Source organism: Streptococcus mitis (genome assembly GCA_001560895.1).
GTDB classification, from domain to species: Bacteria; Bacillota; Bacilli; order Lactobacillales; family Streptococcaceae; genus Streptococcus; species Streptococcus mitis_Q.
The window spans coordinates 1,536,425-1,563,051 of record CP014326.1 but is presented as its reverse complement, the minus strand read 5'-3'; the positions used below and the strand labels follow the sequence as shown (position 1 = coordinate 1,563,051).

Sequence of the window (26,627 nt, the reverse complement as noted above, 5' to 3'; positions counted from 1 at the left end):
TTCGCTTGTGTCTTTACTTTTATTGCTCGGTTTTAAACAAGAAAAATCGGTTTTGTTTGAAGGAAGAAATAATATAGGTTTGTTTTTGCATTCACTTGTAATAAAGCCCAATAGATGGTAAAATAGACGAGTGAAAAAAAGACAAAACAAAGCAAAAAATAATCTACTGTGGCAGTATGGTCTAGGGATGACGATTTTGTTTGTGGTTATCAGTGCTTCCTTTCTGTATCTAGTGTTTCTGAGTATGAAACCCTATCAAATAGCTAAAAGTGAAGGAGAAAAATTAGCTCAGCAGTACGCAGGATTAGAGCAGGCTGATCAGGTTGATTTATACAATGGCTTGGAATCCTATTACAGCGTTCTTGGTCGTAATAAACAGCAAGAAGCACTTGCTGTCCTGATCGGAAAAGATGACCATAAGATTTACGTTTATCAGCTAAATCAGGGTATTTCACAAGAAAAAGCTGAAGCTCTTTCTAAGGAAAAAGGAGCTGGCGAGATTGACAAGATTACCTTTGGTCGCTATCAAGACAAGCCAATCTGGGAAGTTAAGTCAGGTTCTGATTTTTATCTAGTAGATTTTGAAACAGGAGCATTGGTCAATAAGGAGGGCCTATGAAACTATCCAACCGTGTTTTAGAAATGGAAGAAAGTGTGACCTTGGCTGCTGGAGCCCGTGCCAAAGCACTGAAGGCTGAGGGAAGGGATATCCTATCTCTAACTTTGGGTGAGCCAGATTTCACTACTCCAAAAAATATTCAAGATGCCGCCATTGCATCGATTCAAGATGGGCGTGCTTCTTTTTATACAGTAACCTCAGGTCTGCCAGAGCTCAAAGCGGCGGTCAATGCCTATTTTGAGCGCTTTTACGGCTATTCTGTAGCGCCGAATCAAGTGACAGTCGCTGCTGGAGCTAAATATTCTCTCTATACCTTCTTTATGGCTGTGGTCAATCCAGGTGATGAAGTTATCATCCCAACACCCTACTGGGTCAGCTATGGAGACCAGGTCAAGATGGCAGAGGGTATTCCAGTTTTTGTTCCTGCTAAAGAGGACAATGACTTTAAGGTAACTGTAGAGCAGTTAGAAGCAGCTCGAACAGACAAGACCAAGGTTTTGGTGCTGAATTCACCATCCAATCCGACAGGTATGATTTATACCCGTGAGGAACTTTTGGCAATCGGAAACTGGGCTGTAGAAAAGGATATTTTCATCCTAGCAGATGATATATATGGGCGCTTGGTCTATAATGGTCATGAGTTTACACCCATTTCTAGCCTATCGGAAGCGATTCGCAAGCAAACAGTGGTCATCAATGGTGTGTCTAAAACCTATGCTATGACAGGTTGGCGGATTGGCTATGCCGTCGGAGAAACAGACATTATCGCTGCCATGTCCAAGATTGCAGGTCAAACAACCTCCAACCCTTCAGCAGTAGCCCAGTATGCAGCAGTTGAGGCTCTATCAGGTGAGCAAGATACTGTAGAAAGCATGCGTCAGGCTTTTGAGGAACGACTCAATACTATCTATCCCCTACTTGCTGAGGTGCCAGGATTTGAAGTGGTCAAACCGCAAGGAGCCTTCTACCTCTTCCCAAATGTCAAAAAGGCCATGGAGATGAAAGGCTATATGGATGTGACAGACTTTACAACTGCTATCCTTGAAGAAGCTGAAGTGGCCTTGGTAACAGGAGCAGGATTCGGAGCGCCAGAAAATGTGCGCCTCAGCTATGCGACAGACCTAGACACGCTTAAAGAAGCAGTTAAACGCTTGAAAGTATTTATGGAAAAATAAAAGAAAAGGAAAAATAATGACAAAACGTGTAACGATTATTGATGTAAAAGACTATGTTGGTCAGGAAGTGACGATTGGCGCTTGGGTTGCCAACAAATCAGGAAAAGGGAAAATCGCCTTCTTGCAATTGCGTGATGGAACAGCCTTCTTCCAAGGTGTGGCCTTTAAACCAAACTTTGTAGAAAAATTTGGTGAAGAAGTGGGACTTGAGAAGTTTGATGTCATCAAACGCTTGAGCCAAGAAACGTCTGTCTATGTGACAGGTATTGTCAAAGAAGATGAACGTTCTAAGTTTGGCTATGAATTGGACATTACAGACATCGAAGTGATCGGTGAATCTCAAGACTACCCAATCACACCAAAAGAACACGGGACAGACTTCTTGATGGACAACCGTCACTTGTGGCTTCGTTCTCGTAAGCAAGTAGCTGTGATGCAAATCCGTAACGCAATCATCTATGCAACTTATGAGTTCTTTGACAAGAACGGCTTCATGAAATTTGATAGCCCAATTTTGTCAGGGAATGCGGCTGAAGATTCAACAGAGCTCTTTGAAACGGACTACTTCGGAACTCCAGCCTACTTGAGCCAATCAGGTCAGCTTTACCTTGAAGCAGGTGCTATGGCTCTTGGTCGTGTCTTTGACTTTGGTCCCGTATTCCGTGCTGAAAAATCAAAAACGCGCCGTCACTTGACTGAGTTCTGGATGATGGATGCAGAGTACTCATACTTGACACACGATGAGTCACTTGACTTGCAAGAGGCTTATGTAAAAGCTCTTCTACAAGGTGTTCTTGACCGTGCGCCTCAAGCCTTGGAAACCTTGGAACGTGATACAGAACTCTTGAAACGCTACATTGCAGAGCCATTCAAACGAATCACTTACGATCAAGCTATTGACCTCTTGCAAGAGCATGAAAATGATGAAGACGCTGACTACGAACATCTTGAGCATGGTGATGACTTTGGTTCACCACATGAAACTTGGATTTCGAACCACTTTGGTGTGCCAACATTTGTCATGAACTATCCAGCAGCCATCAAGGCCTTCTACATGAAGCCAGTTCCTGGAAATCCAGAGCGCGTGCTTTGTGCAGACTTGCTTGCTCCAGAAGGCTATGGAGAAATCATCGGTGGTTCTATGCGTGAGGAAGACTACGATGCTCTTGTAGCTAAGATGGATGAACTTGGTATGGATCGTACAGAATATGAATTCTACCTTGACCTTCGTAAATACGGTACAGTTCCACACGGAGGATTTGGTATCGGTATCGAACGTATGGTAACCTTCGCAGCTGGAACAAAACACATCCGTGAAGCCATTCCATTCCCACGTATGTTGCACCGTATTAAACCGTAAGAATAGGAAAACGCCCATGTGGCGTTTTTCGAATTCCAGAGTTTTTACTTGCGTAAAAAATTATTTTCTAGTATAATAGTTTATTGTGAGCGAACCTCACTTACCCCTTGCAAAGTCTTGGGGTCATTAGACCAAAAGGAGGAACATATCAATGGCTAAATACGAAATTCTTTATATCATTCGTCCAAACATTGAAGAAGAAGCTAAAAACGCTTTGGTAGCACGTTTTGACTCTATTTTGACTGACAACGGTGCAACTGTTGTTGAATCAAAAACTTGGGAAAAACGTCGTCTTGCATACGAAATCAAAGATTTCCGTGAAGGACTTTACCACATCGTTAACGTTGAAGCAAACGACGACGCTGCTCTTAAAGAGTTTGACCGTCTTTCAAAAATCAACGCTGACATTCTTCGTCACATGATCGTCAAAACTGACGCGTAAGAAGGTAAACTATGATTAACAATGTTGTACTTGTAGGGCGTATGACACGTGACGCGGAGTTGCGTTATACCCCATCAAATGTAGCAGTTGCGACTTTTACTCTTGCAGTAAACCGTACATTTAAGAGTCAAAATGGCGAACGTGAGGCTGATTTTATCAATGTCGTTATGTGGCGCCAACAGGCTGAAAACCTTGCTAACTGGGCTAAAAAAGGCTCACTTATAGGTGTGACAGGTCGTATCCAGACTCGTAGTTACGATAACCAGCAAGGACAACGTGTCTACGTGACAGAGGTCGTGGCTGAGAATTTCCAAATGTTGGAAAGCCGTAGCGTGCGTGAAGGTCATACAGGTGGAGCTTACTCTGCACCAACTGCAAATTATTCAGCACCTACAAATTCAGTACCAGACTTTTCACGTGATGAAAATCCATTTGGAGCAACAAATCCATTGGATATTTCAGATGATGATTTACCATTCTAATGGACAACTAAGATTATAAAGGAGAAAAAACATGGCTCAACAACGTCGTGGCGGATTCAAACGCCGTAAAAAAGTTGATTACATCGCAGCAAACAAAATTGAATATGTTGATTACAAAGATACTGAGCTTCTTAGCCGTTTCGTTTCAGAACGTGGGAAAATCCTTCCTCGTCGTGTAACAGGAACTTCAGCTAAAAATCAACGTAAAGTAACAACAGCTATCAAACGCGCTCGCGTAATGGCTTTGATGCCTTTCGTAAACGAAGATTAAAGAAAAGACCCGGTTGGGTCTTTTTTTCAGGTTCAGTGAACCTCTTTTTCATGAGCTTTAAAACAAGAAAGCGAATTAAGACCCGGTTGGGTCTTTTTTCACGAGATAGTTTTTTTCTGACCTTGGAGTGCTATAATGGTAATAGAAAGAGTAAAGGTGGGTAAGTCAAAGATGAATTGTACGATTAGAAATATGATTAAGTCTGATATTGAATCCTTATCTCATGGATTTATGAATCAAGGTTGGCCTGGTAGAGAGGAAATTTTGGCTAGATATTTTCTGGAACAGGAAAGTGGGGAGAGAGAAGTCTTAGTTGCAGAGATTGATGGTGCTGTAGCGGGCTACGTTACCATTTTGCCCTCTGCTAAACATGGTCCTTTTGCAGAAGTCTATCCAGAATTATCAGATTTTAATGTGTTTGAGCCTTTTCGAAATCAAGGGATTGGGAATCAACTGCTAGAAGAAGCAGAAAAACGAGTCAAATTTGTTTCGAGTAAGATCACTCTTGGTGTAGGTTTGCACTTAGGCTATGGCCCTGCCCAGAGATTGTATATCAGACGGGGCTACATTCCAGATGGTACAGGTGTCTGGTATCGAAATCAACCCTTGGAAATGAATGCAACTAGCCAAAATAATGATGATTTGGTTTTGTATCTAGTAAAGGAATTCGGATAAGAGACAAGGATTTTATTGGGGATGTGGGATTTAGATACTTTATGGTATAATGGAAAGAGTTAGATTGAAAGAGGTAGTGAGATGGATGCCAAATTAAGATACAAGGCAAAGAAAATCAAGATTGTCTTTTTTGATATTGATGATACATTGAGGAATTCAAAGACAGGTTTTATTCCAGCTTCAATCCCAACTGTTTTTAAGCAATTACGTGAGAAAGGAATTTTGACAGGTATTGCTTCTGGACGAGGGATTTTTGGTGTCGTGCCAGAGATTCGTGATCTCAAGCCTGACTTTTTTGTGACCTTAAATGGAGCTTATATCGAAGATAAAAAAGGTCAAATCATTTATCAACATCAGATCGAGAAGTCAGATGTTGAGGAATATATCTCTTGGGCCAAGAAAGAAGGAATTGAGTATGGCTTGGTTGGGAGTCATGATGCCAAGTTGTCGACTCGCACCGATATGATTAGTGAAGCTATCAATCCAATCTACCCCGATTTGGATATGGATCCAGATTTCCATGAAAAAGAAAATATCTATCAGATGTGGACTTTTGAAGATAAAGGAGATGACTTGCACTTGCCTGACAGTCTCTCAGACAAACTTCGCATGGTTCGTTGGCATCAACATTCGTCTGATATTGTGCCGATTTCAGGCTCCAAAGCGACGGGTGTGGAAAAGGTTGTGGAATACCTTGGCTTGAAACCAGAGAACGTCATGGTTTTTGGAGATGGGCTGAATGACTTGGAACTCTTTGATTATGCTGGAATCAGCGTTGCAATGGGAATTTCTCATGATAACATCAAAGAAAAAGCAGATTACATTACAAAAACATTAGAAGAAGATGGCATTTTTGATGCCTTAGAAGGATTTGGTATGGTAGAAAAAGAATTGCATTTCCCACAAGTAGACATTGAAACAGTAGAAGGTCCTATCGCGACTATTAAGACCAATCACGGAGACTTGCGTATCAAGCTCTTCCCTGAACATGCTCCTAAAACAGTGGCTAACTTTGTAGCTCTTTCAAAAGATGGTTACTATGATGGTGTCATTTTCCATCGTATTATCAAGGACTTTATGATTCAAGGTGGAGACCCAACTGGAACTGGTATGGGTGGCGAGTCAATCTACGGCGAATCATTTGAGGATGAGTTTTCAGAAGAACTTTACAATATCCGTGGTGCCCTTTCTATGGCTAATGCTGGTCCAAATACCAACGGCAGCCAGTTCTTTATCGTTCAAAATCAACACCTGCCTTATTCTAAGAAAGAAATTGCTCGTGGTGGTTGGCCAGAACCGATTGCGGAAATCTATGCCAACCAAGGTGGGACCCCTCACCTAGACCGCCGTCATACTGTTTTTGGTCAGCTAGCTGATGAAGCTTCTTACGTTGTCTTGGATGCCATTGCTGCTGTTGAGACAGGGGCTATGGACAAGCCAGTTGAAGATGTTGTGATTGAAACTATTGAAATTGAGGACTAAGATGAAAATCGGTGATAAGCTAAAGGGGCGTATTACAGGTATTCAGCCCTATGGTGCCTTTGTTGAGCTAGAGACGGGTGATACGGGGCTGATTCACATTTCAGAGATTCGGACAGGATTTATTGAAAATATTCATGACGCCTTGAAAGTCGATGAAGAGGTTCAGGTTCAGGTAGTGGATTTAGATGAATTTACAGGGAAAGCTAGTCTATCTATTCGCACTTTGGAGGAAGAAAAACACCAGTTTCCGAGACGGAGACGCTTTTCAAGCGACCGTTTTAACTACGGCTTTGCGCCTCTTAAACGAATGATGCCAATTTGGACCAAGGAAGCCCTTCAACATTTGAAGAAGCAGAAGAATTAGTTAGAAATCTATATTCTTTGTAATGTTAATATAAATTTGCTATAATAGGACCATGGAAGAAGAACAATTATTAAAATCAGGAGAGCGCATTAACCAGCTCTTTTCGACAGATATTAAAATCATTCAAAATAGAGAGGTTTTTAGCTATTCGGTGGATAGTGTTCTCTTGTCACGTTTTCCGCGTTTTCCTAAAAAGGGCTTGATAGTGGATTTTTGCGCTGGAAATGGAGCAGTTGGGCTATTTGCTAGTACTCGGACTCAGGCACAGATTTTGGCTGTTGAGATTCAGGAGCGTTTGGCAGATATGGCTGAACGCTCTGTCCGTTTGAATGGTTTGGAAGAGCAGATGGAGGTCATCTGCGACGATTTGAAAAATATGCCTGCTTACATCCAGGGAAGTAAGGTGGATATGATTTTGTGTAATCCGCCCTATTTCAAGGTGGATCCTCATTCAAACCTGAACGAGAGCGAACATTATCTCTTGGCGCGCCATGAAATTACGACCAACTTGCAGGAAATCTGTCGCAGTGCCCAGAGTATTCTCAAATCTAATGGGCGTTTGGCTATGGTTCATCGTCCTGATCGACTTTTAGATATCTTGGACAGCTTACAACGGCATAATCTAGCTCCTAAGCGCCTGCAGTTTGTTTATCCAAAGCGGGAAAAAGAAGCCAATATGCTTTTGATTGAGGCTATCAAGGATGGCTCGACAAGTGGCTTTAAGGTCTTGCCACCTCTCATTGTCCACAATGATGATGGCTCTTATACGCCTGAACTCGAAGAGATTTATTATGGATTATAAGGCTTATATGTATGTGCTGGAGTGTCGTGATGGTTCCTACTATACGGGTTATACGACTGACGTGAGAAAACGCCTCGCTGTCCACAATAGTGGGAAGGGAGCCAAATATACGCGAGCACGCTTGCCAGTCAAACTTATCTATGCTCAAGGCTTTGCCAGTAAGGAAGAAGCCATGTCGGCTGAAGCCCTTTTCAAGCGCAAGACACGTATGAAAAAGGTCGACTATCTAAATGATAATCGAGAGAAAAATTTACTAAGGTAGTTTGAGATTGAAGAGGATAAAAAAGATCAATATTATAAAAATATAAACACTTCTAAGAATTATCGGGTTCCTATAATACGAAACTAAAAGTCGTTAATAAATATCCATCTTAAAATTTGAGATATAATCACAAATAATATACTTTTTAGGAATAATAATATTTTGTAATACGAAATTTGCTAAGGAGGAATAATGACATGGATTCTAATGAATTATTAAAATTAGGTGAATTCTATAAGGAGTTGAGAATTGCTAGAAAAGTTAAACAAAAGGATGTTGCAAAAAATAAATTATCAGTTTCTCAATTATCAAAATTTGAATCTGGCCAAACTATGCTTTCTGCTGATAAGATGTTAGAAGTAATTGAAGGTATTAATTTAACATTTTCAGAATTTGGATTTGCTCTTAGAGATTACAAACCTACTCAACATCAGTTACTTATGAATAAAATTTCGAAGCTATCAGCAGAAAACGATAAACAATCCTTGCTTAAGCTACTTGACAAATACAAAGAAAGTCAATTGTTATATGATAAATTAAATACTTTAGTGATAAAAAATGCCATTCATCTAATTGATAAAGATTTCACTTTATCTATAGATGATAGCAAATTTTTATCGAATTATTTATTTGATATTGAAGATTGGACTGCTTATGAAATCCATCTTTTTGGGAATACTATGCCTTTCCTATCTGACACAGATTTGTTATTTTTAGGAAAAGAACTGGTATCACGCTCAGAAATTTATAGTCCCTTGTTAGATTTTAGAAAGGCTTTAAAGTATACATATTTAAACTTAATTTCTGAGTTAGTAGAACGGAGATTAACAACTCATTTCAACTTTTTTGTCAATCAGTTAAGAATGATTCTTGATGTATTTGATACGTTTGAAATAATTTTGTTAAATTTTTTAGTCTTAGTATACTCCTACTTAATAGAAAATAGTGTTAATCTTGAAGAAGTTGAGCAATATATTTTAAAAGTTTCTAAAATAGAACAATCAGGTCTCTCTAAGATATTAGAACGGAGACTATTACAATATTTAAGCACTAACCAAAAGGGGGGAAGATAATAATATCTATTACCGCCACAGCTTGTATAGAGAGAAAAAGGGCTATTACTTTTTTCATGCTGTATCCTCCTAATTTATAGTTTGACTGTTATACTAACATAAAATTTTATCAATTCAACAAAATTGAAGATAGGAAATTAATTTATAAAAAAATTTCCTATCTTCAATTTTTTAATTTTGTGACAAAAGTAAGTTATAATTGATATATCATAACGGAAGGAGAACAGGCATATGTTTATCGAAGATATCGAAGTAGAAGAACAAGTATGTAATGGCGGTTGCTTTATTGCTTGTTAATCTAAGAACAAGAAAAAAGTGGTATAGAACTATTACCACTTTTTTCTTAATTTTCGCATATGTGTTCAGTTGATTTAAAATGAAATATATACTAAAATCTGGAAGAGGTTTCGTCAAGCGAGAAAAAGATATAATTATGTATCCTGCATGTAAAGGAGGAGAGAAAGTGATTCATTCTCCTTGTATAAAAGAATTGTGGGAGGAAATGAAATATTTAGATAAAAATTTTTCATATAATAACATTGATATGTATAACCTTCTGAAAGAAAACTCTCTTGTTTTTGAAATTAATGAAGATGAATGGGATGATTATCAACGATTATCTAGGAATGTACAATTTTTATCATTACATAACGATATTGAACCTAATTTACAGTATAAATCTATAATTGATAAGAAAATATTAATAATTGGTCTTGGAACTGTCGGGGCACCTCTTGTTTATGAATTAGATAAATTTGGTTTTAAAAATATTGTAGTTATTGATGGTGATAGTGTTGAATTAAAGAATATTACTGCACAACTAGGGTATTCTACATCTGATGTAGGACAATTAAAAACTAAGGCAATTCGAGAAAAAATTAGTAGTATAAAAGAAACGATTGATGATTATCTTTCGGTTGATAATATTGAAACAATTCTGTATGATATAAAACCAGATATTATATTTAGTTGTGCTGATGATTCAACTGGTAATTTAATAAAATTATTAATCTCTAAAATATCTAAATATAATTATACTCTGTTTTTGACAGGATATTCTCAAGAAGAATTAATTGTATATCATATAACTAAAGAGAATCAACAAGTATTTTTGAGTTATTTTAATGAACAACCTTATCTCTTGGAAACACAGTTTATATCCCATAATACAGGAACGATAGCAAAAGGGCTCATGAGTGCATCTTTAGCCTTTAATACCCTCATTAAAAGTTTTTATCTTAAAGTTGATGACATATTATTTTTTAATTTTAGATTAAACACTATCTATACTCAAAATTTGAGATATTTAAATCTTAATGAATTTGAAAAAAGATATATATTTAGGAATATAGAACAAGAAATATTGAAGATAGAGTATATTTTACAGCATACAACAGATTTCGATAAAGAAGAAATAATAAAAAGAGTCTTCGAGTTTAATTACTATACATATCTGACTTTCTGTACAGATATTACTAATCAAAATTATAAATATCTCAATAATCATCTAGATTTTCTTTTTAATAGAATTTATGGAGATTCTATTGAAGACCACTTTAGGTCGGAAATTCTGCAACTAGAAACATTAAAAGCTGATTACTATAAGAAAAATGGGATTCCAATTGTAAATTACTCTAAGTTTAGACGTAATATCCCTATATTCGATGATATTTTATTGGATTATAAAAATTTTGTCTTCTCTCCTAAATTCAAAGATGTATATAACAGTCTCTTAGATAAGAGAAAAATATTTATAGAAAATATATCACGGCAATTAAAAACACGATACGGTTTCGACTTTATTGAGTTGATTTCTAAAAATCTTAGAGTTTCTATTAATACTAAGAATCTTGATAAATATGATTTTTTGGAATTTGAATTTTTAGAATCGGAAAAGATAGTAGCTACTGATGCTTTTGAGATGATTTTAAGAGCTATAGACGATAAAGAATTTTTCAATTTTGTTGAAAATTATCGTAACAATGGATTTATCGATTGTGAAAAAAGATCAGATAAAACTCATAAGAATTTTACTCTCTATAACCCATATACAAAGACATCGAAAATAATAATGACATATCAAGAAAATTTTATGGGGGTAATGAGATTATCCCATGAGCTGATGCATGCGTATTCTTATGATTTGTTTAAAGAACGATTACATTTAGATGAATTATATAAAATTCCTAAAAGCTTTTGGGAAATTTTTGCAAAATTAGGTGAGTTATTTGTTGCCGATAGTCAGGGAAAATTATCAGTATTTTTTAGAAAATCTTTTTACCAATATGTATTTTGTCAAATTGATTATAACGTTTTGAGTTTAAGTAAAAATTCTTCTATAGAGGATATTTTGAAGATTAAGTCAGAGTTTTTTAACTCAATTGGTTTACTTCCAGAATTACTAGAATACACACAGTACAACTTCATTGACTATAGCATGCTGTATTCAAAGCATTTTTATGCTTATGATGCAGTGTTTTCGGATATTATTGCTTTAGGTATTTATAAATATTCCAAAAAACTTAATTATTCATTTGGAGAAATAATTTCTATTATAGCGTCCATTTCAACATTCACTATTGACTCAATAAAGGATGAGTTTAATATAGAAATTGAGAGTTTAATAGAATCCTATGTATCTGAAATAAATAATTTTTTAAATAATTCTTTTTTGGAGGAAATGAAAGATGAATATTTTAAGGGAAAATAAATCTTTTAGAGCTTTAGCTATATCTGCATTTTTTAATAAATTGGGTTCATCTATGTATAATCTAGTTTTTGTATCTTTTGCTGCTACTATGCCTAATAACAAATTAGCTGTAGGTATTGCTAATATTATTGTCTTAATTCCTGTATTTTTTACATTATTTATAGGAATTAAGGCTGATGAGACAAAATTAAAAAGGAGGTGGTTGATTTTACTGGGATTTGTTCAATCTATTTTGTTCATATTAGTTGGATTATTGACTCAGACTACAACTTGGTTGGCATTTTCTATAATATGTTTAATTAATATAGTCTCAGATATTATTAGTGACTATAGAGGTGGGCTAGAGCTCCCTATTTTTCAACATACAGTTAAACAAGAAAATCTAATAGAAGCGCATTCTGTAAATCAGTTTATCTCATATGTTTGTAATTTTTCTGGTCAAGCCTTAGGCGTATATGTGTTGACAATTTCAAATGATAATTTTGGCCTTGTCGCAGTTTTTAATGCTTTATCGTTCTTTGCATCATCATTTATACTAATTAAATACAAAAAGTTTTTATTGCACACTAATGTGGAGATATATCAAAAATCATTTGTTTTAAAAATTAAAGAAACTTATTTAGGTTTAAAAGAAGTTTTTCAAAAGTCTGAAAAGACAAATTTCACATTAATGTTACTATCTATTTTACTTATTAATGCTTTAGGTAGTGGTTTTTCAGCTATATATAATATATCTTTTTTAAAAGTACCTCTTTTGGGATTAACATTTAGTCAGTCAGTATTTATATTACAGATTATAATGATACTTTTTAGTATTATAGGCACCATAAGTCCTCATGATTATTTTTCAAAATTACGTCTCATTTCAATAATATTTTTAGATTCAATTATCATTTTTGCTATATCTCTGAATAATAGTCTTGGTGGGCCCCAAGTTTTATCTATGATTGGACTAGCGTTTTTATTTTACTTGAGCGGCAAAATTAATCCCAAAATAAATAGTCTCTTGATGTCTTCACTTCCTAGCGATCTTTTAGCAAGGAGTGGTGCATTGTTATCTTTGCTTTTCATGTTGGCTATGCCAATTGGAAATATTATTTTTACTATTTTTAGTTTATTTGCTATTCAATCAGCTTGGCTTTTATACTCAATCTGCGCTTTTGTAGTTTTATTATTAACATTTAAATTGACCAATGAGAAAAAATAGATTTACTCCTTACTTATTAGATTTCAAATTCGATTTAGAAAGTGCCTCGCGAATCTCATCATGCACTGTTATTCCACCTTATGGAACACTGGTTTCCCCTGTCAAAGAGAACTCAAAACGAGTTAAGTTTTCTTTGACAATTGTATAGAAATACGTTAATCCAAAGTGACTCCTCTTACTTTTGTCAAAAAGTGAAAAAAATGCTACAATAAAGAGAATAAACAAAATGAGGTATTATCATGTCTAAGATTCTAGTATTTGGTCACCAAAATCCAGACTCAGATGCCATCGGGTCATCTGTAGCCTTTGCCTACCTTGCAAAAGAAGCTTACGGTTTGGATACGGAAGCTGTTGCCCTTGGAACTCCAAATGAAGAAACAGCCTTTGTCTTGAACTATTTTGGTGTGGAAGCACCGCGTGTTATCACTTCTGCTAAAGCTGAAGGCGCAGAGCAAGTTATCCTAACTGACCACAATGAATTCCAACAATCTGTATCAGATATCGCTGAAGTAGAAGTTTATGGTGTTGTAGATCACCACCGTGTGGCTAACTTTGAAACTGCAAGCCCACTCTACATGCGTTTGGAGCCAGTTGGTTCAGCGTCTTCAATCGTTTACCGTATGTTCAAAGAACATGGTGTGACTGTGCCTAAAGAGATTGCTGGTTTGATGCTTTCAGGTTTGATTTCAGATACCCTTCTTTTGAAATCACCAACAACACACCCAACAGATAAAGTCATTGCTCCAGAATTAGCTGAATTGGCTGGTGTCAACTTGGAAGAATATGGTTTGGCTATGTTGAAAGCTGGTACAAACTTGGCTAGCAAATCTGCTGAAGAATTGATTGACATCGATGCTAAAACTTTTGAATTGAACGGAAATAATGTCCGTGTTGCTCAAGTAAACACAGTTGATATCGCTGAAGTTTTGGAGCGTCAAGCAGAAATCGAAGCTGCAATGCAAGCTGCTAACGCAGCAAATGGTTATTCTGACTTTGTCTTGATGATTACAGATATCGTCAACTCAAACTCAGAAATCCTAGCACTTGGTGCTAACATGGACAAGGTTGAAGCAGCCTTCAACTTCAAACTTGACAACAATCATGCTTTCCTTGCTGGTGCTGTTTCACGTAAGAAACAAGTGGTACCTCAATTGACTGAAAGCTTTAATGCTTAAGATTTTGGGTTTCAGTTCAAAATAGGAAAGTCTAGTTTGACTTATATCGAAAGGAGTTTCGGCTCCTTTTTTTCTAGGAGTGAAGTATGTTAGAAAATGGCGATTTGATTTTTGTGAGAGATGAGTCGGACATGGGACAGGCTATCCAGACTTCCACAGGCAACTATAACCATGTTGCCATTTATTTGGATGGGATGATTTACCATGCTAGTGGACAGGCTGGTGTGGTCTGTCAAGAACCTGCAGACTTCTTTGAGTCCAATCACTTGTACGACCTCTATGTTTACCCAGAAATGGATATCCAGTCTGTGAAGGAAAGAGCTTGCAAATATCTTGGGGCACCCTACAATGCTTCTTTCTATCCAGATGGAGCTGGTTTTTACTGTTCCCAGTATATGGCAGAAACCCTACCGATTTTTGAAACCATTCCCATGAAATTTGGTGATGGGAAGCAGGACATTAGTGATTTTTGGAGAGAGTATTATAGCGAACTAGGTTTGCCTGTTCCTCTAAACCAAGCTGGGACCAATCCTAGTCAGTTGGCAGCATCGCCTCTGTTAGAATGTAAAGAAAGGAATCTTCATGATTCAGATTTTTAATCCATCTCGTTTGACGAGACAGCCATTTTTTGGAGAATTGATCCGCTATCTGGACCAGCATGATGATGTGATTTTAAGGGAAATCAAGGCTCAATTTCCAGATGTAGCAGTTGACAAACTCATGGAAGAGTATATAAAGGCTGGCTTGATTCTACGGGAAAATAAGCGCTATTATCTCAATCTTCCTTTGCTTGAGTCGCTCGATAGTCTCGAACTGGATCAAGAGATTTTTGTTAGCGAAGATAGTCTGATCTATCAAGCCTTATTGGAGCAGACTTTTGAGACGGAATTACGAAATCAAACCAATGCAGCTATTTTAGTTGAAAAGACGGACTTTGCGCGGACTAAAATGACCCTTTCCAATTATTTCTACAAGGTCAAACATCAGTATCCTTTGACAGAAAAACAGCAGGAACTCTATGACATTTTGGGAGATGTCAATCCTGAGTATGCTCTCAAATATATGACGACTTTTTTGCTAAAATTTCTCAAAAAAGATCAACTGATGCAGAAACGACGTGATATCTTTGTGGACAGTTTAGTTGTCTTAGGTTATATTGTCCAAAATGAAGATGGAAAGTATGAGTTGGCCGTCGATTTGGATAAGGACAGATTAACTTTCTACTTGGCATGATTTCTTGTTTCTGAGCACATTGTTTGACTTTCCTTAGTATTCGGTATAAACTATATGTAACCGGTAACACATATCGGAATAAAACTAAAGGAGACAATCATATGTCACTTGAAAACAAATTGGAACAAGCAACAGGCGCTATCAAAGAAGGATTTGGTAAAGTTACTGGGGATAGCAAGACTGAAGCAGAAGGCGCTGTAGAAAAGACAGTTGCTAAGGCAAAAGAAGTAGTTGAAGATGCTAAAGGTGCTGTAGAAGGTGCCGTTGAAGGTTTGAAAAACGCTTTTAAATAAAGATAAAAAAATCAAGGGATTCATTTCCCTTGATTTTTTACTATCTTATAAATAATTTTCTGCTACGGCGGCATCTCCAGGATAGGCTTCTTTTTTTCCTTGGACGATTTGGTAGCAATCGGCTCCCTTACCAGCAATAATAACTGCATCTAATTCGTGATTTGTGATAGCCATAGCTGCTTTGATGGCTTCTTGGCGATCCGCAATCTTTTCAACAGGATGGCTAATATAGCTACTAATTTCATCCGCAATGGCCATTGGGTCTTCATAGTTGGGGTCATCAGCAGTCAGAAAGACTTGAATCTCAGGGTGTTGATTGAGGAGGAGGCCAAAGTCCTTACGACGGCTTTCTCCCTTGTTTCCTGTCGAACCCAGAACCAGTGCAATCTTTCCAGTTTGATGAGTTTCTACAACATTGATGAGTTTTTTCAGACTATCACCATTGTGGGCATAGTCGATGAAGACCTTGGCCCCGTTTTTCTGAGTGAGGACTTCCATACGACCTGGAACACGGGTTGCAGCGATTCCTTTTTTGATGTCCTCAAGACTTGCTCCGAGACGGAGACAAGCAAGTCCAGCAGCAACGGCATTTTCTTGGTTGAAGTGACCAATCAGTTGGATATCATAATTACCAGCGAGTTTACCTGTAGCTGAAAAGCTAAAGGCTTTGGAATTCTCGATTTGGTTACTTGACTGACTACCATAGAAATCATGGTCTTGATCTTCCACCTGTTCTTTCAAGACTGAGAAGTGGTCCATGTCACTGTTAATGATGACTGCTCGGCTATTTTCCATCAAAAGACGCTTGTGGTAGAAGTAGTCTTCAAAGCTAGGGTGTTCAATCGGGCCAATATGGTCTGGGCTGATATTGAGGAAAACTCCTACATCAAAGGTTAGACCATAAACACGTTTGACAAGATAGGCTTGACTAGATACCTCCATGATGAGGTGGGTGCGGTTATTTTGCACAGCTTGATTCATCATGTCAAAGAGGTCAATGCTCTCAGGAGTTGTCAATGCAGACTTAAAGAAAGTCTTGCCATCTAGAGTTGTGTTCATAGTTGACAACATTGCAGGTCGGTGACTTTGAGATAAAATGTTATAGGCGAAGTAGGCTGCTGTTGTCTTACCCTTAGTACCAGTAAAGGCAAGGAGTTTGAGTTTTTCCTGTGGATTGCCATAGAACTCCATGGCAATCAAACTCATGGCTTTCTTTATATCGTTCACAATGATGACAGGGATGCCGACTTCGTAGTCCTTTTCAGCCACATACCAACCGAGGCCTTGAGAGACGGCAGAAATCAAAAATTCCTTCTTAAAGGCAGCACCTTTTGCAAAAAAAAGAGTGTCTTCTTTTACTTTTCGGCTGTCGTAACTAATGCTATCAAAAACAACTTTGCTGTAGTTGTAGTGATAATGTCCTTGGTCGATAATCTCACGGAAGAGATTATCTTTCTTTAAAATATCTAATACGGTTTCAATCTTTATCATACTTTCTATTTTAAACCGAAAGTCGTAAATTTACAAGTGACAAGGAAAAGTTTATAATGGAAGATGAGGAGTTTTTCCTAGTTATCAAAATTGAATGAGGAATCTATGTCGCACGAAAACAATCACCAGCAGGCCCAGATGTTACGGGGGACTGCTTGGCTAACGGCTAGTAACTTTATCAGTCGCCTACTCGGGGCTATTTACATCATCCCCTGGTATATCTGGATGGGATCTTATGCAGCTACAGCCAATGGTCTCTTTACCATGGGCTACAATATCTATGCCTGGTTCTTGCTGGTTTCAACAGCGGGAATTCCAGTTGCGGTGGCCAAGCAAGTGGCCAAGTACAATACCATGCGAGAAGAGGAGCATAGCTTTGCCCTGATTCGGAGCTTTTTAGGCTTTATGACAGGACTAGGCCTCGTTTTTGCCCTAATCTTGTATGTCTTTGCTCCTTGGCTAGCAGACTTATCTGGCGTGGGCAAAGACCTGATCCCAATCATGCAAAGCTTGGCTTGGGCGGTCTTGATTTTCCCATCTATGAGTGTTATCCGAGGTTTCTTCCAAGGAATGAATAACCTGAAACCTTATGCCATGAGTCAAATTGCTGAACAGGTCATTCGTGTTATCTGGATGCTCTTGGCTACCTTTATCATCATGAAGCTGGGTTCAAAAGATTATCTATCAGCAGTTACCCAGTCTACCTTTGCTGCCTTTGTCGGCATGGTAGCCAGTTTTGCAGTTTTGATCTATTTCCTTGCCAAAGAAGGTTTACTTAAAAGAGTCCTTGAAACAGGGGATAAGATTAACAGCAAGCGTCTTTTGGTCGACACCATTAAGGAAGCCATTCCTTTTATCTTGACTGGTTCGGCTATTCAGCTTTTCCAAATCTTGGACCAAAATACCTTTATCAATAGCATGAAGTGGTTTACCAACTATAGTAATGAAGACTTAATTGTCATGTTTTCTTATTTCTCAGCCAATCCTAATAAAATCACTATGATTTTGATTTCTGTTGGAGTTTCAATTGGGAGCGTCGGCTTGCCGCTTTTGACTGAAAACTATGTTAAGGGGGACTTGAAGGCGGCTTCTCGTCTAGTTCAGGACAGCATCACTATGTTTTTCCTATTCTTGCTACCAGCAACGGTTGGAGTAGTCATGGTAGGAGAACCTCTTTATACAGTCTTCTATGGCAAACCAGATAGTTTGGCCATGGGCTTGTTTGTCTTTGCAGTTTTGCAGTCTACTATTTTAGGCCTGTACATGGTTTTGTCACCAATGCTTCAGGCCATGTTCCGCAACCGAAAGGCCGTTCTCTACTTTATCTATGGTTCGATTGCCAAGTTGGTATTGCAAATTCCAACTATTGCTCTTTTCCACAGTTATGGTCCTTTGATTTCCACAACTATCGGTCTCATCATTCCTAATGTCTTGATGTATCGGGATATTTGTAAGGTAACAGGTGTTAAGCGCAAGGTGATTGTGAAGCGAATCATTTTAATCAGTTTGTTAACTCTTTTCATGTTTCTAGTAGTTGGGACATTGCAGTGGATTTTAGGATTTGTCTTCCAACCAAGTGGACGTTTGTGGAGTTTCCTATACGTAGCCCTTGTTGGTGCCATGGGTGGCGGTGTTTATGGATTCTTGAGTCTCCGTACCCATTTGTTGGATAAGGTGATTGGAAAAGCCCAAGCAGATCGCTTACGAATCAAATTAAAGTTAACTTAAAAAACATTTATAAATAAAAGGGATAATTTGAACATTTCTACCATGAAATGCTTGAATTATTCTCTTTTTTATTAATTTGTAGAATAATAACTAAAGTTTGTAGATAGTAATTTAATTTTTCTTAATTTTTACTTAAAAAACTATTGACTAAATAAAACTCAAGTTGTATAATAAGACAAATATTTAAATCAGGAGGTTCTGGAGATGAAAAAGTCTAAAGCCAAGTATGCAGCACTTGCAGGTGTCGTGTTAAGTGCAGGTATTTTATTGAGCGCGTGTGGAAATTCTAGCACAGGGTCAAAAACATATAACTATGTTTACGTAAGTGATCCATCAAGTTTGAACTATCTAGCAGAAAACCGTGCAACAACCAATGATATCGTGGTTAATTTAGTAGATGGTCTAATGGAAAATGACCAGTATGGGAACTATATCCCATCCTTGGCAGAGGATTGGAGTGTTTCTCAAGATGGTTTGACCTATACCTACAAACTACGTAAAGATGCTAAATGGTACACTGCAGATGGGGAAGAATACGCACCTGTAACTGCCCAAGATTTTGTCACTGGTTTGAAATATGCGGCTGATAAAAAATCAGAAGCCTTGTACTTAGTGCAAGAATCCGTTGCTGGTTTAGATGACTATATCACTGGTAAAACAACAGACTTTTCAACTGTCGGAGTTAAGGCTCTCGATGACCAGACAGTTCAATATACCTTGACACGACCAGAATCTTACTGGAACTCAAAAACAACATCAACTATTCTCTTCCCAGTCAATGCAGATTTCTTGAAATCAAAAGGGGATGATTTTGGTAAGGTAGACCCATCTAGCATTTTGTACAATGGACCTTTCTTGATGAAATCCTTTGTTTCAAAATCTGTCATCGAATTCAAGAAAAATCCTAACTACTGGGATGCTAAAAATGTCTTTGTAGATGATGTGAAATTGGCCTATTATGATGGTAGTGACCAAGATGCACTGGCTCGTAACTATGTAGAGGGAGCCTATAGTTACGCTCGTCTCTATCCAAATAGTTCAAGTTTTGAAGGGATTAAAGAGAAGAATAAGGATAATATCATCTATAGCTTGCAAGATGCTACTTCTTACTTCTTAAACTTTAACCTGGATAGAAAATCTTATAAATTCACTTCAAAAACAAGTGATGCTGAAAAGAAATCGACTCAGGAAGCGGTTCTTAATAAAAACTTCCGTCAAGCTATTAACTTTGCCTATGATCGTACAGCTTACGGGGCTCAATCTCAAGGAGAGGATGGTGCAACTAAGATTTTACGTAACCTAGTCGTTCCTCCAAACTTCGTAAGTATCAATGGAAAAGACTTTGGTGAAGTAGTGGCTTCTAAGATGGTGAATTATGGCAAGGAATGGCAAGGAATCAACTTTGCAGATGCCCAGGATCCATACTACAATCCAGAAAAAGCCAAGGCTAAATTTGCAGAAGCTAAGAAAGAACTCCAAACAAAAGGAGTCCAATTCCCTATCCACTTGGATATGACAGTTGACCAAGCTGCTAAAAAGGGTGTTCAAGAGGCAAATTCTATGAAGCAATCTATTGAAGCAGCCTTAGGTGCAGAGAACGTTGTAATTGATATTCAACAACTCACTACTGAAGATTATGACAATACAAGCTATTTGGCTCAGACCGCAGCTCAGAAGGATTATGATCTTTACAACGGTGGTTGGGGTCCTGATTATCAAGATCCTTCAACCTACCTTGATGTCTTAAACATTAATTCTGGTGGTTTGTTGCAAAATCTAGGTTTAGAGCCAGGTGAAGCCAATGACAAGGCCAAGGCTGTTGGATTGGATGTCTACACTCAAATGTTGGAGGAAGCTAATAAGGAACAAGATCTTGTAAAACGCTATGAAAAGTATGCTGAGATCCAAGCATGGTTGGTAGATAGCGCTTTAGCAATTCCAAATGTTTCTAAGGGTGGAACACCAGTATTGAGAAAAACTGTTCCTTTCTCAGAACCATATTCATTAGCTGGTAATAAAGGTATTGAATCATATAAATACCTCAAAGTACAAGATAAGACAGTCACAAAAGACGAATATGAAAAAGCCAAAGAAAAATGGCTAAAAGAAAAAGAAGAATCTAATAAAAAAGCTCAAGAAGAATTAGCAAAACACGTCAAATAAGGATTTTTCCAGAAAAACGATGGTTTCGAAAGAAGCTGTCGTTTTTTATATAGTTTGAAACTATAACTAGCTCTTGAAAAGAAGAAAATGAGTTGATGAAAATAAGTGGTACAATAGTTACTATAGATTTGGAGGAATTGTATGAGCAAGGAATTACACATTAACACAATTTTGGCCCAGGCGGGTATCAAGTCAGATGAAGCGACAGGAGCTTTGGTGACACCGCTTCATTTTTCAACGACCTATCAGCATCCAGAGTTTGGTCAATCTACTGGGTTTGACTATACGCGCACTAAAAACCCAACTCGCAGTAAGGCGGAAGAAGTCTTGGCGGCTATTGAGTCAGCAGACTATGCTCTAGCGACTAGCTCAGGTATGTCAGCTATTGTACTGGCCTTTAGCGTCTTTCCGGTAGGAAGTAAGGTCTTGGCGGTCCGTGACCTTTATGGAGGTTCTTTCCGCTGGTTCAATCAAGTGGAGCAGGAAGGCCGTTTCCATTTTACCTATGCCAATACAGAAGAAGAGTTGATTGCTGAGCTGGAAAATGATGTGGATGTTCTCTATATCGAAACCCCAACCAACCCCTTGATGTTGGAATTTGACATAGAAAAACTAGCAAAATTGGCTCATGCTAAGGGTGCCAAAGTGGTGGTGGACAATACCTTCTACAGCCCTATCTACCAACGCCCGATTGAAGATGGAGCGGATATCGTTCTTCATTCAGCAACCAAATATCTAGCAGGTCACAATGATGTCTTGGCTGGTGTGGTTGTGACCAATAGTTTGGAACTATACGAGAAGCTTTTCTACAATCTCAATACGACAGGGGCAGTCTTGTCTCCATTTGACAGTTATCAATTGATTCGTGGTCTCAAGACCTTGTCTCTTCGTATGGAGCGCTCAACAGCCAATGCTCAAGAAGTGGTCGCCTTTTTGAAGGATTCTCCAGCAGTCAAGGAAGTTCTCTACACTGGTCGAGGGGGGATGATTTCCTTTAAAGTAGCGGATGAAACACGCATTCCTCACATTTTGAACAGCCTCAAGGTCTTCTCTTTTGCGGAAAGTTTGGGTGGGGTAGAAAGTCTCATTACTTATCCAACGACGCAAACTCATGCTGATATTCCAGCAGAAGTGCGCCATTCTTATGGTTTGACAGATGACCTCTTGCGCTTGTCTATTGGTATTGAGGATGCTAGAGATTTGATTGCAGATTTGCGCCAAGCCTTGGAAGGATAAGACAAAGATGGGAAAATATGATTTTACAAGCCTGCCCAATCGTTTAGGGCACCATACCTATAAATGGAAAGAGGCAGAAACGGATAGTGAAGTCTTGCCAGCTTGGATAGCGGATATGGACTTTGTAGTCTTGCCTGAAATCCGCCAAGCCGTGCAAACTTACGCTGATCAACTGGTTTATGGTTATACTTATGCCAGTGAAGAGTTAATCAAGGAAGTTCAAAAGTGGGAAGCTACACAACACGGTTACCACTTTGATAAAGAGGCCCTTGTCTTCATCGAGGGTGTGGTACCAGCCATCTCAACAGCTATTCAAGCCTTTACAAAAGAAGGCGAAGCGGTTCTGATTAACACACCTGTCTATCCACCTTTTGCTCGCAGTGTCAAGTTGAATAATCGTAGATTGATTACTAATTCTTTGGTGGAAAAGGATGGTCTGTTTGAGATTGACTTTGATCAACTGGAGAAGGATTTGGTGGAAGAGAATGTTAAACTTTATATCCTATGCAATCCTCACAATCCTGGTGGACGTGTGTGGGAAAAAGAAGTCTTGGAGAAGATTGGTCAACTCTGCCAAAAACACGGTGTTTTGCTAGTTTCAGATGAAATTCACCAAGATTTGGCCCTCTTTGGTCATAAGCACCATTCCTTCAATACCATCAATCCTGACTTTAAAGAATTGGCTATCGTCTTGAGTAGTGCCACTAAAACATTTAATATTGCTGGGACAAAAAATTCCTATGCAGTCATTGAAAATCCTAAGTTGAGACTGGCTTACCAGAAACGCCAGTTGGCCAATAACCAGCATGAAATTTCAGGCTTGGGTTATTTGGCGACAGAAGCTGCCTATCGATACGGTAAAGATTGGTTAGAGGAACTCAAGCAAGTCTTTGAAGACCATATCAATTATGTGGTAGATTTATTTGGAAAAGAGACTAAAATCAAGGTCATGAAACCGCAAGGAACCTACTTGATTTGGCTTGATTTTTCAGCCTATGATCTGACTGATGAAAGATTGCAAGAGCTGTTGAGAAATGAAGCTAAGGTTATCCTCAACCGTGGTTTGGATTTTGGGGAGGAAGGAAGTCTCCATGCCCGCCTCAATGTAGCTATGCCTAAATCTCTGCTGCAAGAAGTTTGTCAGCGGATTGTGACAACTTTTGCTAAACTTTAAAAATCCAGCCTTCTAGGAGAAAAGTCTTCCTAGGAGGCTATTTTCGTAGGGAATATGGTATAATGAAAAGATAAGGTACAGGTAAAAATATGGCTAAATTGATTCCGGGGAAAATCCGTATCGAAGGCGTTGCCCTTTATGAAACTGGTAAAGTTGACATCATCAAGGAAAAGAATAATCGGCTCTACGCTCGCGTTGCAGAAGAAGAACTGCGCTATAGTTTAGAGGATGATTTGGTTTTTTGTGCTTGCGATTTTTTCCAAAAGAGGGGCTACTGTGTGCATTTGGCAGCGTTGGAGCATTTTCTTAAAAATGATGAGCGTGGTCAGGAAATCTTGCAGAGTCTGGAAGAAGGTCATGAGGAAAAAGAAGCCGTTGAAACCAAGGTGACCTTGGGTGGCAAATTTTTAGATCGAATCTTGTCTCCAAGCCCAGACCGAGCATATGAATTATCGGCTGTGGGGCAGGTGGAAGCAGGAACCAATCATATCTTGTGGACCTTGAGAATCGGGCAAATCAATAGTCAAAAATACTATGTCATTCGGGATATCCCACTCTTTTTAAAAGTTGTCGAGCAGAGAAAGTCGTATATGATTGGCAAGGTCTATGAGGAGTCCTTGTCTTGGGAATCCTTTGATGAGGCCAGCCAAGAGCTTCTGACTTTCTTGCGAGGACTGATGGAGGAAGGACAGGCTCCAGACCTCTTTTTCCAAAATCAAGGTCGGCACCTCTTTTTCCCTCTGACCTTTTTTGAGCAGGGTGTGAATTTACTGATGACCTTGTCCCATTTTCAATTTGACCACCAAGTGGATAGCTATCAGGTTTTCTTTTTTCAGGATATGCATGCTGATGCTAATTTATTTGCCTTTACAGTAACAGAATACTCGGATTATTTTGAAATGGAAATCAGCGAGAGTCCACGGGTCAATGCCTTTTATCAGGGAGCTGTGCTGTTTCATAAAGGACAGGTTTATTTTCTAACAGATCAGCAGACGCGTCTTCTCCAGGAAATCAAAGCACTGCCTTTGGATCAGCATGGAAAGAAGTATCTACAATTTGATAGTAGTGATCGAGATAAGTTAGCTTCTTGTTTAACTCTTTTTAGCCAAATGGGGACCGTTTCAGCTCCAGAACGCTTACAAATCAAAACTTTTGCGCCCTCTTTTTACTTTGATAGGGAAGAGGATAATCGGATTCGTTTAGAAATTCAATTTGATTATGGAAATAGACAGGTATCTAGCAGACAAGAGCTAGAAGAATTACCATTTTCGAGTGATGCTGATTTAGAAGAAAGAGTTTTCCAAGTCTGTTTGGTTGCAGGTTTTGAAGCAGACTTTCAATCTTGGCGTCAGGCCCTAAAAGCGGAGTCTGTTTATCATTTCTTCCACGAAATCATTCCAGTATTTGAAAAACTCGGGAATGTTGACCTATCAGACAAGTTAGAAGAACTCTATAGCCTAGCAAGCCCTCAAGTGCAGATTGCTTCCAAGGGAGGCCTCTTGGAAATCCAGTTTGATTTTCAAGATATTGCCCAAGAGGAAATTGACCAAGCCATGCAGGCCTTGGTTGCCAACAAGGATTTTTACATTGACTCGTCCAATCAAGTTTACTTTTTTGATGAAGAAACTAAGAAAATTCGCCAAAATCTACAGGAACTGGGGCAGCTTGAATTAAAAGATGGGGCTTTGCAGGCTCGAAAATCCTTGGCCTACAGTTTAGCTCATCTCTTTGAAGGGCGTGACCGTGTTTCTTTTTCACAAGAATTCCAGAATCTGGCCCAGGATTTGACGCATCCAGAGGATTTTCCTCGACAGGCAACTCAGGTTCAGGCTGATTTACGAGATTATCAGGAAAAGGGAATCGGCTGGCTGCAAATGCTCCATCATTATGGTTTTGGTGGAATTTTGGCTGATGATATGGGACTTGGTAAAACCCTGCAGACTATTGCTTTTTTGACCAGTCAAGTGACAAAAGAAAGTCGAGTTTTGATTTTAGCACCGTCAGGTTTAATCTACAACTGGGCAGATGAATTTCAGAAATTTGCTCCACAGTTGGATGTGGCTGTTGTTCATGGTTTGAAATCTGGTCGAGAAGAGATTCTTGTCGAGAGCCATCAAATCTATGTGACTAGTTATGCTACCTTCCGTCAGGACAGTGATCTTTATCAGGGGATGGCCTTTGACTTCCTTTTCTTAGATGAGGCTCAGGTAATGAAGAACGCCCAGACCAAGATTGCTCAGACCTTGAGACAGTTTGTGGTGCCGTCAGTTTTTGCCCTGTCAGGGACTCCTATTGAAAACCATCTAGGTGAGCTGTGGTCTATTTTCCAAATCGTCATGCCAGGACTTTTGCCAAGCAAGAAAGAATTTATGAAATTGCCAGCAGAGCGAGTGGCTCAGTTTATCAAGCCTTTCGTGATGCGACGCAAGAAAGATGAAGTTCTGACTGAATTGCCAGACTTGATTGAAGTGGTTTATAAGAATGAACTGGAAGACCAGCAAAAGGCTATCTACCTAGCCCAGTTGCAACAGATGCGAGACCGTTTAGCTCAGGTGTCAGATCAGGAATTTCAGCGTAGTCGAGTGGAAATCTTGTCTGGTCTGATGCGCTTGCGTCAAATCTGTGACACTCCTGCCCTATTTATGGAAGATTATCAGGGAGCTAGCGGCAAACTAGATAGTCTCCGAGACCTGCTGGTCCAGGTGGCAGACGGCGGACACCGTGTTTTGATTTTCTCCCAGTTTAAGGGAATGCTGGAGAAAATTGAACAAGAATTGCCAGGCTTGGGCTTGACTTCCTTTAAAATTACAGGTTCGACCCCAGCCAAGGAAAGACAAGATATGACCAAGGCCTTTAACCAAGGGGAACGAGATGCCTTTCTGATTTCCCTCAAGGCAGGTGGGGTCGGTCTGAACCTGACAGGTGCTGATACGGTTATTTTGGTTGACCTTTGGTGGAATCCTGCGGTGGAAGCGCAAGCCATTGGCCGTGCCCATCGGATGGGACAAGAGGAAATGGTTGAGGTCTATCGCTTGGTAACTAAAGGAACTATCGAAGAAAAAATTCAGGAACTACAAGAACAAAAGAAACATCTGGTGTCACAAGTATTGGACGGAACAGAGTCACGTGGCAGCATGACCCTAGCAGAAATTAGAGAAATTTTGGGAATTTCTGAAGTCAGCACTTGAAAAATCAAGACAATACGCTATA

At 38.7% G+C, this 26,627-nt stretch carries 24 protein-coding genes; 23 read left to right on the top strand and 1 reads right to left on the bottom strand.

All coding sequences use genetic code 11. The features are described from left to right. Nucleotides 1-130: 130 nt before the first annotated feature. From AXK38_07495 to AXK38_07410, 18 genes are all read left to right on the top strand, one after another. Nucleotides 131-619, top strand: coding sequence for a peptidase (locus AXK38_07495; GenBank protein ID AMH89092.1), 489 nt, complete (start codon nt 131-133; stop codon nt 617-619). Then, a complete protein-coding gene (locus AXK38_07490; protein ID AMH89091.1) occupies nt 616-1,794 on the top strand; it encodes an aspartate aminotransferase in 1,179 nt (392 codons plus the stop codon). Before AXK38_07495 ends, AXK38_07490 begins: the two co-directional genes overlap by 4 nt. A gap of 16 nt (nt 1,795-1,810) precedes the next feature. Next, entirely contained in the window at nt 1,811-3,154 is a 1,344-nt protein-coding gene (gene asnC, locus AXK38_07485) for an asparagine--tRNA ligase (protein AMH89090.1), read from the top strand. A gap of 151 nt (nt 3,155-3,305) precedes the next feature. Next, nucleotides 3,306-3,596: a 30S ribosomal protein S6 gene (locus AXK38_07480; protein AMH89089.1), complete on the top strand. Its 291-nt coding sequence runs from the start codon at nt 3,306-3,308 to the stop codon at nt 3,594-3,596. Nucleotides 3,597-3,607: 11 nt separating this feature from the next. Further along, entirely contained in the window at nt 3,608-4,078 is a 471-nt protein-coding gene (locus AXK38_07475) for a single-stranded DNA-binding protein (protein AMH89088.1), read from the top strand. Nucleotides 4,079-4,109: 31 nt separating this feature from the next. Further along, a complete protein-coding gene (locus tag AXK38_07470) occupies nt 4,110-4,349 on the top strand; it encodes a 30S ribosomal protein S18 (protein AMH89087.1) in 240 nt (79 codons plus the stop codon). A 171-nt stretch (nt 4,350-4,520) separates the two neighbouring features. Then, nucleotides 4,521-5,024: a GNAT family acetyltransferase gene (locus AXK38_07465; GenBank protein AMH89665.1), complete on the top strand. Its 504-nt coding sequence runs from the start codon at nt 4,521-4,523 to the stop codon at nt 5,022-5,024. Between the two features lie 81 nt (nt 5,025-5,105). Then, the gene (locus tag AXK38_07460) at nt 5,106-6,506 is read left to right on the top strand and encodes a peptidylprolyl isomerase (GenBank protein ID AMH89086.1); all 1,401 of its coding nucleotides are present in this window, start codon (nt 5,106-5,108) and stop codon (nt 6,504-6,506) included. A gap of 1 nt (nt 6,507) precedes the next feature. Then, a complete protein-coding gene (locus AXK38_07455; protein ID AMH89085.1) occupies nt 6,508-6,870 on the top strand; it encodes an RNA-binding protein in 363 nt (120 codons plus the stop codon). Nucleotides 6,871-6,922: 52 nt separating this feature from the next. Then, nucleotides 6,923-7,672: a methyltransferase gene (locus tag AXK38_07450; GenBank protein ID AMH89084.1), complete on the top strand. Its 750-nt coding sequence runs from the start codon at nt 6,923-6,925 to the stop codon at nt 7,670-7,672. Then, nucleotides 7,662-7,934 (top strand): hypothetical protein, encoded by a 273-nt coding sequence (locus tag AXK38_07445; protein AMH89083.1) that lies wholly within the window; start codon nt 7,662-7,664, stop codon nt 7,932-7,934. The genes AXK38_07450 and AXK38_07445 overlap by 11 nt, the downstream gene beginning before the upstream one ends. A gap of 197 nt (nt 7,935-8,131) precedes the next feature. Then, nucleotides 8,132-9,007 (top strand): XRE family transcriptional regulator, encoded by an 876-nt coding sequence (locus AXK38_07440; protein ID AMH89082.1) that lies wholly within the window; start codon nt 8,132-8,134, stop codon nt 9,005-9,007. Between the two features lie 376 nt (nt 9,008-9,383). After that, nucleotides 9,384-11,717, top strand: coding sequence for an oligoendopeptidase F (locus AXK38_07435; GenBank protein AMH89081.1), 2,334 nt, complete (start codon nt 9,384-9,386; stop codon nt 11,715-11,717). Beyond that, nucleotides 11,695-12,924 carry a transporter gene (locus AXK38_07430; GenBank protein AMH89080.1) on the top strand — a complete coding sequence of 410 codons (1,230 nt, stop codon included), beginning with the start codon at nt 11,695-11,697 and terminating at the stop codon, nt 12,922-12,924. The genes AXK38_07435 and AXK38_07430 overlap by 23 nt, the downstream gene beginning before the upstream one ends. A 239-nt stretch (nt 12,925-13,163) precedes the next feature. Next, the gene (locus tag AXK38_07425; protein AMH89079.1) at nt 13,164-14,099 is read left to right on the top strand and encodes an inorganic pyrophosphatase; all 936 of its coding nucleotides are present in this window, start codon (nt 13,164-13,166) and stop codon (nt 14,097-14,099) included. An 86-nt stretch (nt 14,100-14,185) separates the two neighbouring features. After that, a complete protein-coding gene (locus tag AXK38_07420) occupies nt 14,186-14,698 on the top strand; it encodes a UDP-N-acetylmuramoylalanyl-D-glutamate--2,6-diaminopimelate ligase (protein ID AMH89078.1) in 513 nt (170 codons plus the stop codon). Next, on the top strand, nt 14,682-15,332 hold the full coding sequence (locus AXK38_07415; GenBank protein ID AMH89077.1) for a hypothetical protein: 651 nt from the start codon (nt 14,682-14,684) through the stop codon (nt 15,330-15,332). The genes AXK38_07420 and AXK38_07415 overlap by 17 nt, the downstream gene beginning before the upstream one ends. A 101-nt stretch (nt 15,333-15,433) precedes the next feature. Next, entirely contained in the window at nt 15,434-15,625 is a 192-nt protein-coding gene (locus AXK38_07410; protein AMH89076.1) for a hypothetical protein, read from the top strand. Between the two features lie 45 nt (nt 15,626-15,670). Here the strand turns inward: AXK38_07410 and AXK38_07405 are convergent, their stop codons facing one another. Further along, entirely contained in the window at nt 15,671-17,116 is a 1,446-nt protein-coding gene (locus tag AXK38_07405) for a UDP-N-acetylmuramoyl-L-alanyl-D-glutamate--2,6-diaminopimelate ligase (protein ID AMH89075.1), read from the bottom strand. Nucleotides 17,117-17,221: 105 nt separating this feature from the next. On the opposite strand from AXK38_07405, the gene AXK38_07400 reads away from it, so the two are divergent. The 5 genes from AXK38_07400 to AXK38_07380 all read left to right on the top strand — a co-directional run bounded on the left by AXK38_07400 (nt 17,222) and on the right by AXK38_07380 (nt 26,605). Next, on the top strand, nt 17,222-18,844 hold the full coding sequence (locus AXK38_07400; GenBank protein AMH89074.1) for a polysaccharide biosynthesis protein: 1,623 nt from the start codon (nt 17,222-17,224) through the stop codon (nt 18,842-18,844). Nucleotides 18,845-19,048: 204 nt separating this feature from the next. Then, nucleotides 19,049-21,007, top strand: a complete 1,959-nt coding sequence (locus AXK38_07395; GenBank protein AMH89073.1) for a peptide ABC transporter ATP-binding protein — start codon at nt 19,049-19,051, stop codon at nt 21,005-21,007. Nucleotides 21,008-21,148: 141 nt separating this feature from the next. Further along, complete coding sequence (locus AXK38_07390; GenBank protein AMH89072.1) at nt 21,149-22,243, top strand: cystathionine gamma-synthase; 1,095 nt, start codon at nt 21,149-21,151, stop codon at nt 22,241-22,243. Between the two features lie 7 nt (nt 22,244-22,250). Beyond that, on the top strand, nt 22,251-23,417 hold the full coding sequence (locus tag AXK38_07385; GenBank protein ID AMH89071.1) for a cysteine desulfurase: 1,167 nt from the start codon (nt 22,251-22,253) through the stop codon (nt 23,415-23,417). Nucleotides 23,418-23,506: 89 nt separating this feature from the next. Next, nucleotides 23,507-26,605 (top strand): RNA helicase, encoded by a 3,099-nt coding sequence (locus AXK38_07380; protein AMH89070.1) that lies wholly within the window; start codon nt 23,507-23,509, stop codon nt 26,603-26,605. Nucleotides 26,606-26,627 lie beyond the last annotated feature (22 nt).

Bases quoted from the DNA above. Each gene is read 5' to 3' on its own strand.
- AXK38_07420 (AMH89078.1), top strand. From the start codon at position 14,186: ATGTTAGAAAATGGCGATTTGATTTTTGTGAGAGATGAGTCGGACATG.
- AXK38_07490 (AMH89091.1), top strand. From the start codon at position 616: ATGAAACTATCCAACCGTGTTTTAGAAATGGAAGAAAGTGTGACCTTG.
- AXK38_07440 (AMH89082.1), top strand. From the start codon at position 8,132: ATGGATTCTAATGAATTATTAAAATTAGGTGAATTCTATAAGGAGTTG.
- AXK38_07405 (AMH89075.1), bottom strand. From the start codon at position 17,116: ATGATAAAGATTGAAACCGTATTAGATATTTTAAAGAAAGATAATCTC.
- AXK38_07450 (AMH89084.1), top strand. From the start codon at position 6,923: ATGGAAGAAGAACAATTATTAAAATCAGGAGAGCGCATTAACCAGCTC.
- AXK38_07475 (AMH89088.1), top strand. From the start codon at position 3,608: ATGATTAACAATGTTGTACTTGTAGGGCGTATGACACGTGACGCGGAG.
- AXK38_07445 (AMH89083.1), top strand. From the start codon at position 7,662: ATGGATTATAAGGCTTATATGTATGTGCTGGAGTGTCGTGATGGTTCC.
- AXK38_07415 (AMH89077.1), top strand. From the start codon at position 14,682: ATGATTCAGATTTTTAATCCATCTCGTTTGACGAGACAGCCATTTTTT.
- AXK38_07400 (AMH89074.1), top strand. From the start codon at position 17,222: ATGTCGCACGAAAACAATCACCAGCAGGCCCAGATGTTACGGGGGACT.
- AXK38_07465 (AMH89665.1), top strand. From the start codon at position 4,521: ATGAATTGTACGATTAGAAATATGATTAAGTCTGATATTGAATCCTTA.
- AXK38_07455 (AMH89085.1), top strand. From the start codon at position 6,508: ATGAAAATCGGTGATAAGCTAAAGGGGCGTATTACAGGTATTCAGCCC.
- AXK38_07380 (AMH89070.1), top strand. From the start codon at position 23,507: ATGGCTAAATTGATTCCGGGGAAAATCCGTATCGAAGGCGTTGCCCTT.
- asnC (AMH89090.1), top strand. From the start codon at position 1,811: ATGACAAAACGTGTAACGATTATTGATGTAAAAGACTATGTTGGTCAG.
- AXK38_07435 (AMH89081.1), top strand. From the start codon at position 9,384: ATGAAATATATACTAAAATCTGGAAGAGGTTTCGTCAAGCGAGAAAAA.
- AXK38_07460 (AMH89086.1), top strand. From the start codon at position 5,106: ATGGATGCCAAATTAAGATACAAGGCAAAGAAAATCAAGATTGTCTTT.
- AXK38_07425 (AMH89079.1), top strand. From the start codon at position 13,164: ATGTCTAAGATTCTAGTATTTGGTCACCAAAATCCAGACTCAGATGCC.
- AXK38_07385 (AMH89071.1), top strand. From the start codon at position 22,251: ATGGGAAAATATGATTTTACAAGCCTGCCCAATCGTTTAGGGCACCAT.
- AXK38_07390 (AMH89072.1), top strand. From the start codon at position 21,149: ATGAGCAAGGAATTACACATTAACACAATTTTGGCCCAGGCGGGTATC.
- AXK38_07480 (AMH89089.1), top strand. From the start codon at position 3,306: ATGGCTAAATACGAAATTCTTTATATCATTCGTCCAAACATTGAAGAA.
- AXK38_07430 (AMH89080.1), top strand. From the start codon at position 11,695: ATGAATATTTTAAGGGAAAATAAATCTTTTAGAGCTTTAGCTATATCT.
- AXK38_07410 (AMH89076.1), top strand. From the start codon at position 15,434: ATGTCACTTGAAAACAAATTGGAACAAGCAACAGGCGCTATCAAAGAA.
- AXK38_07470 (AMH89087.1), top strand. From the start codon at position 4,110: ATGGCTCAACAACGTCGTGGCGGATTCAAACGCCGTAAAAAAGTTGAT.
- AXK38_07395 (AMH89073.1), top strand. From the start codon at position 19,049: ATGAAAAAGTCTAAAGCCAAGTATGCAGCACTTGCAGGTGTCGTGTTA.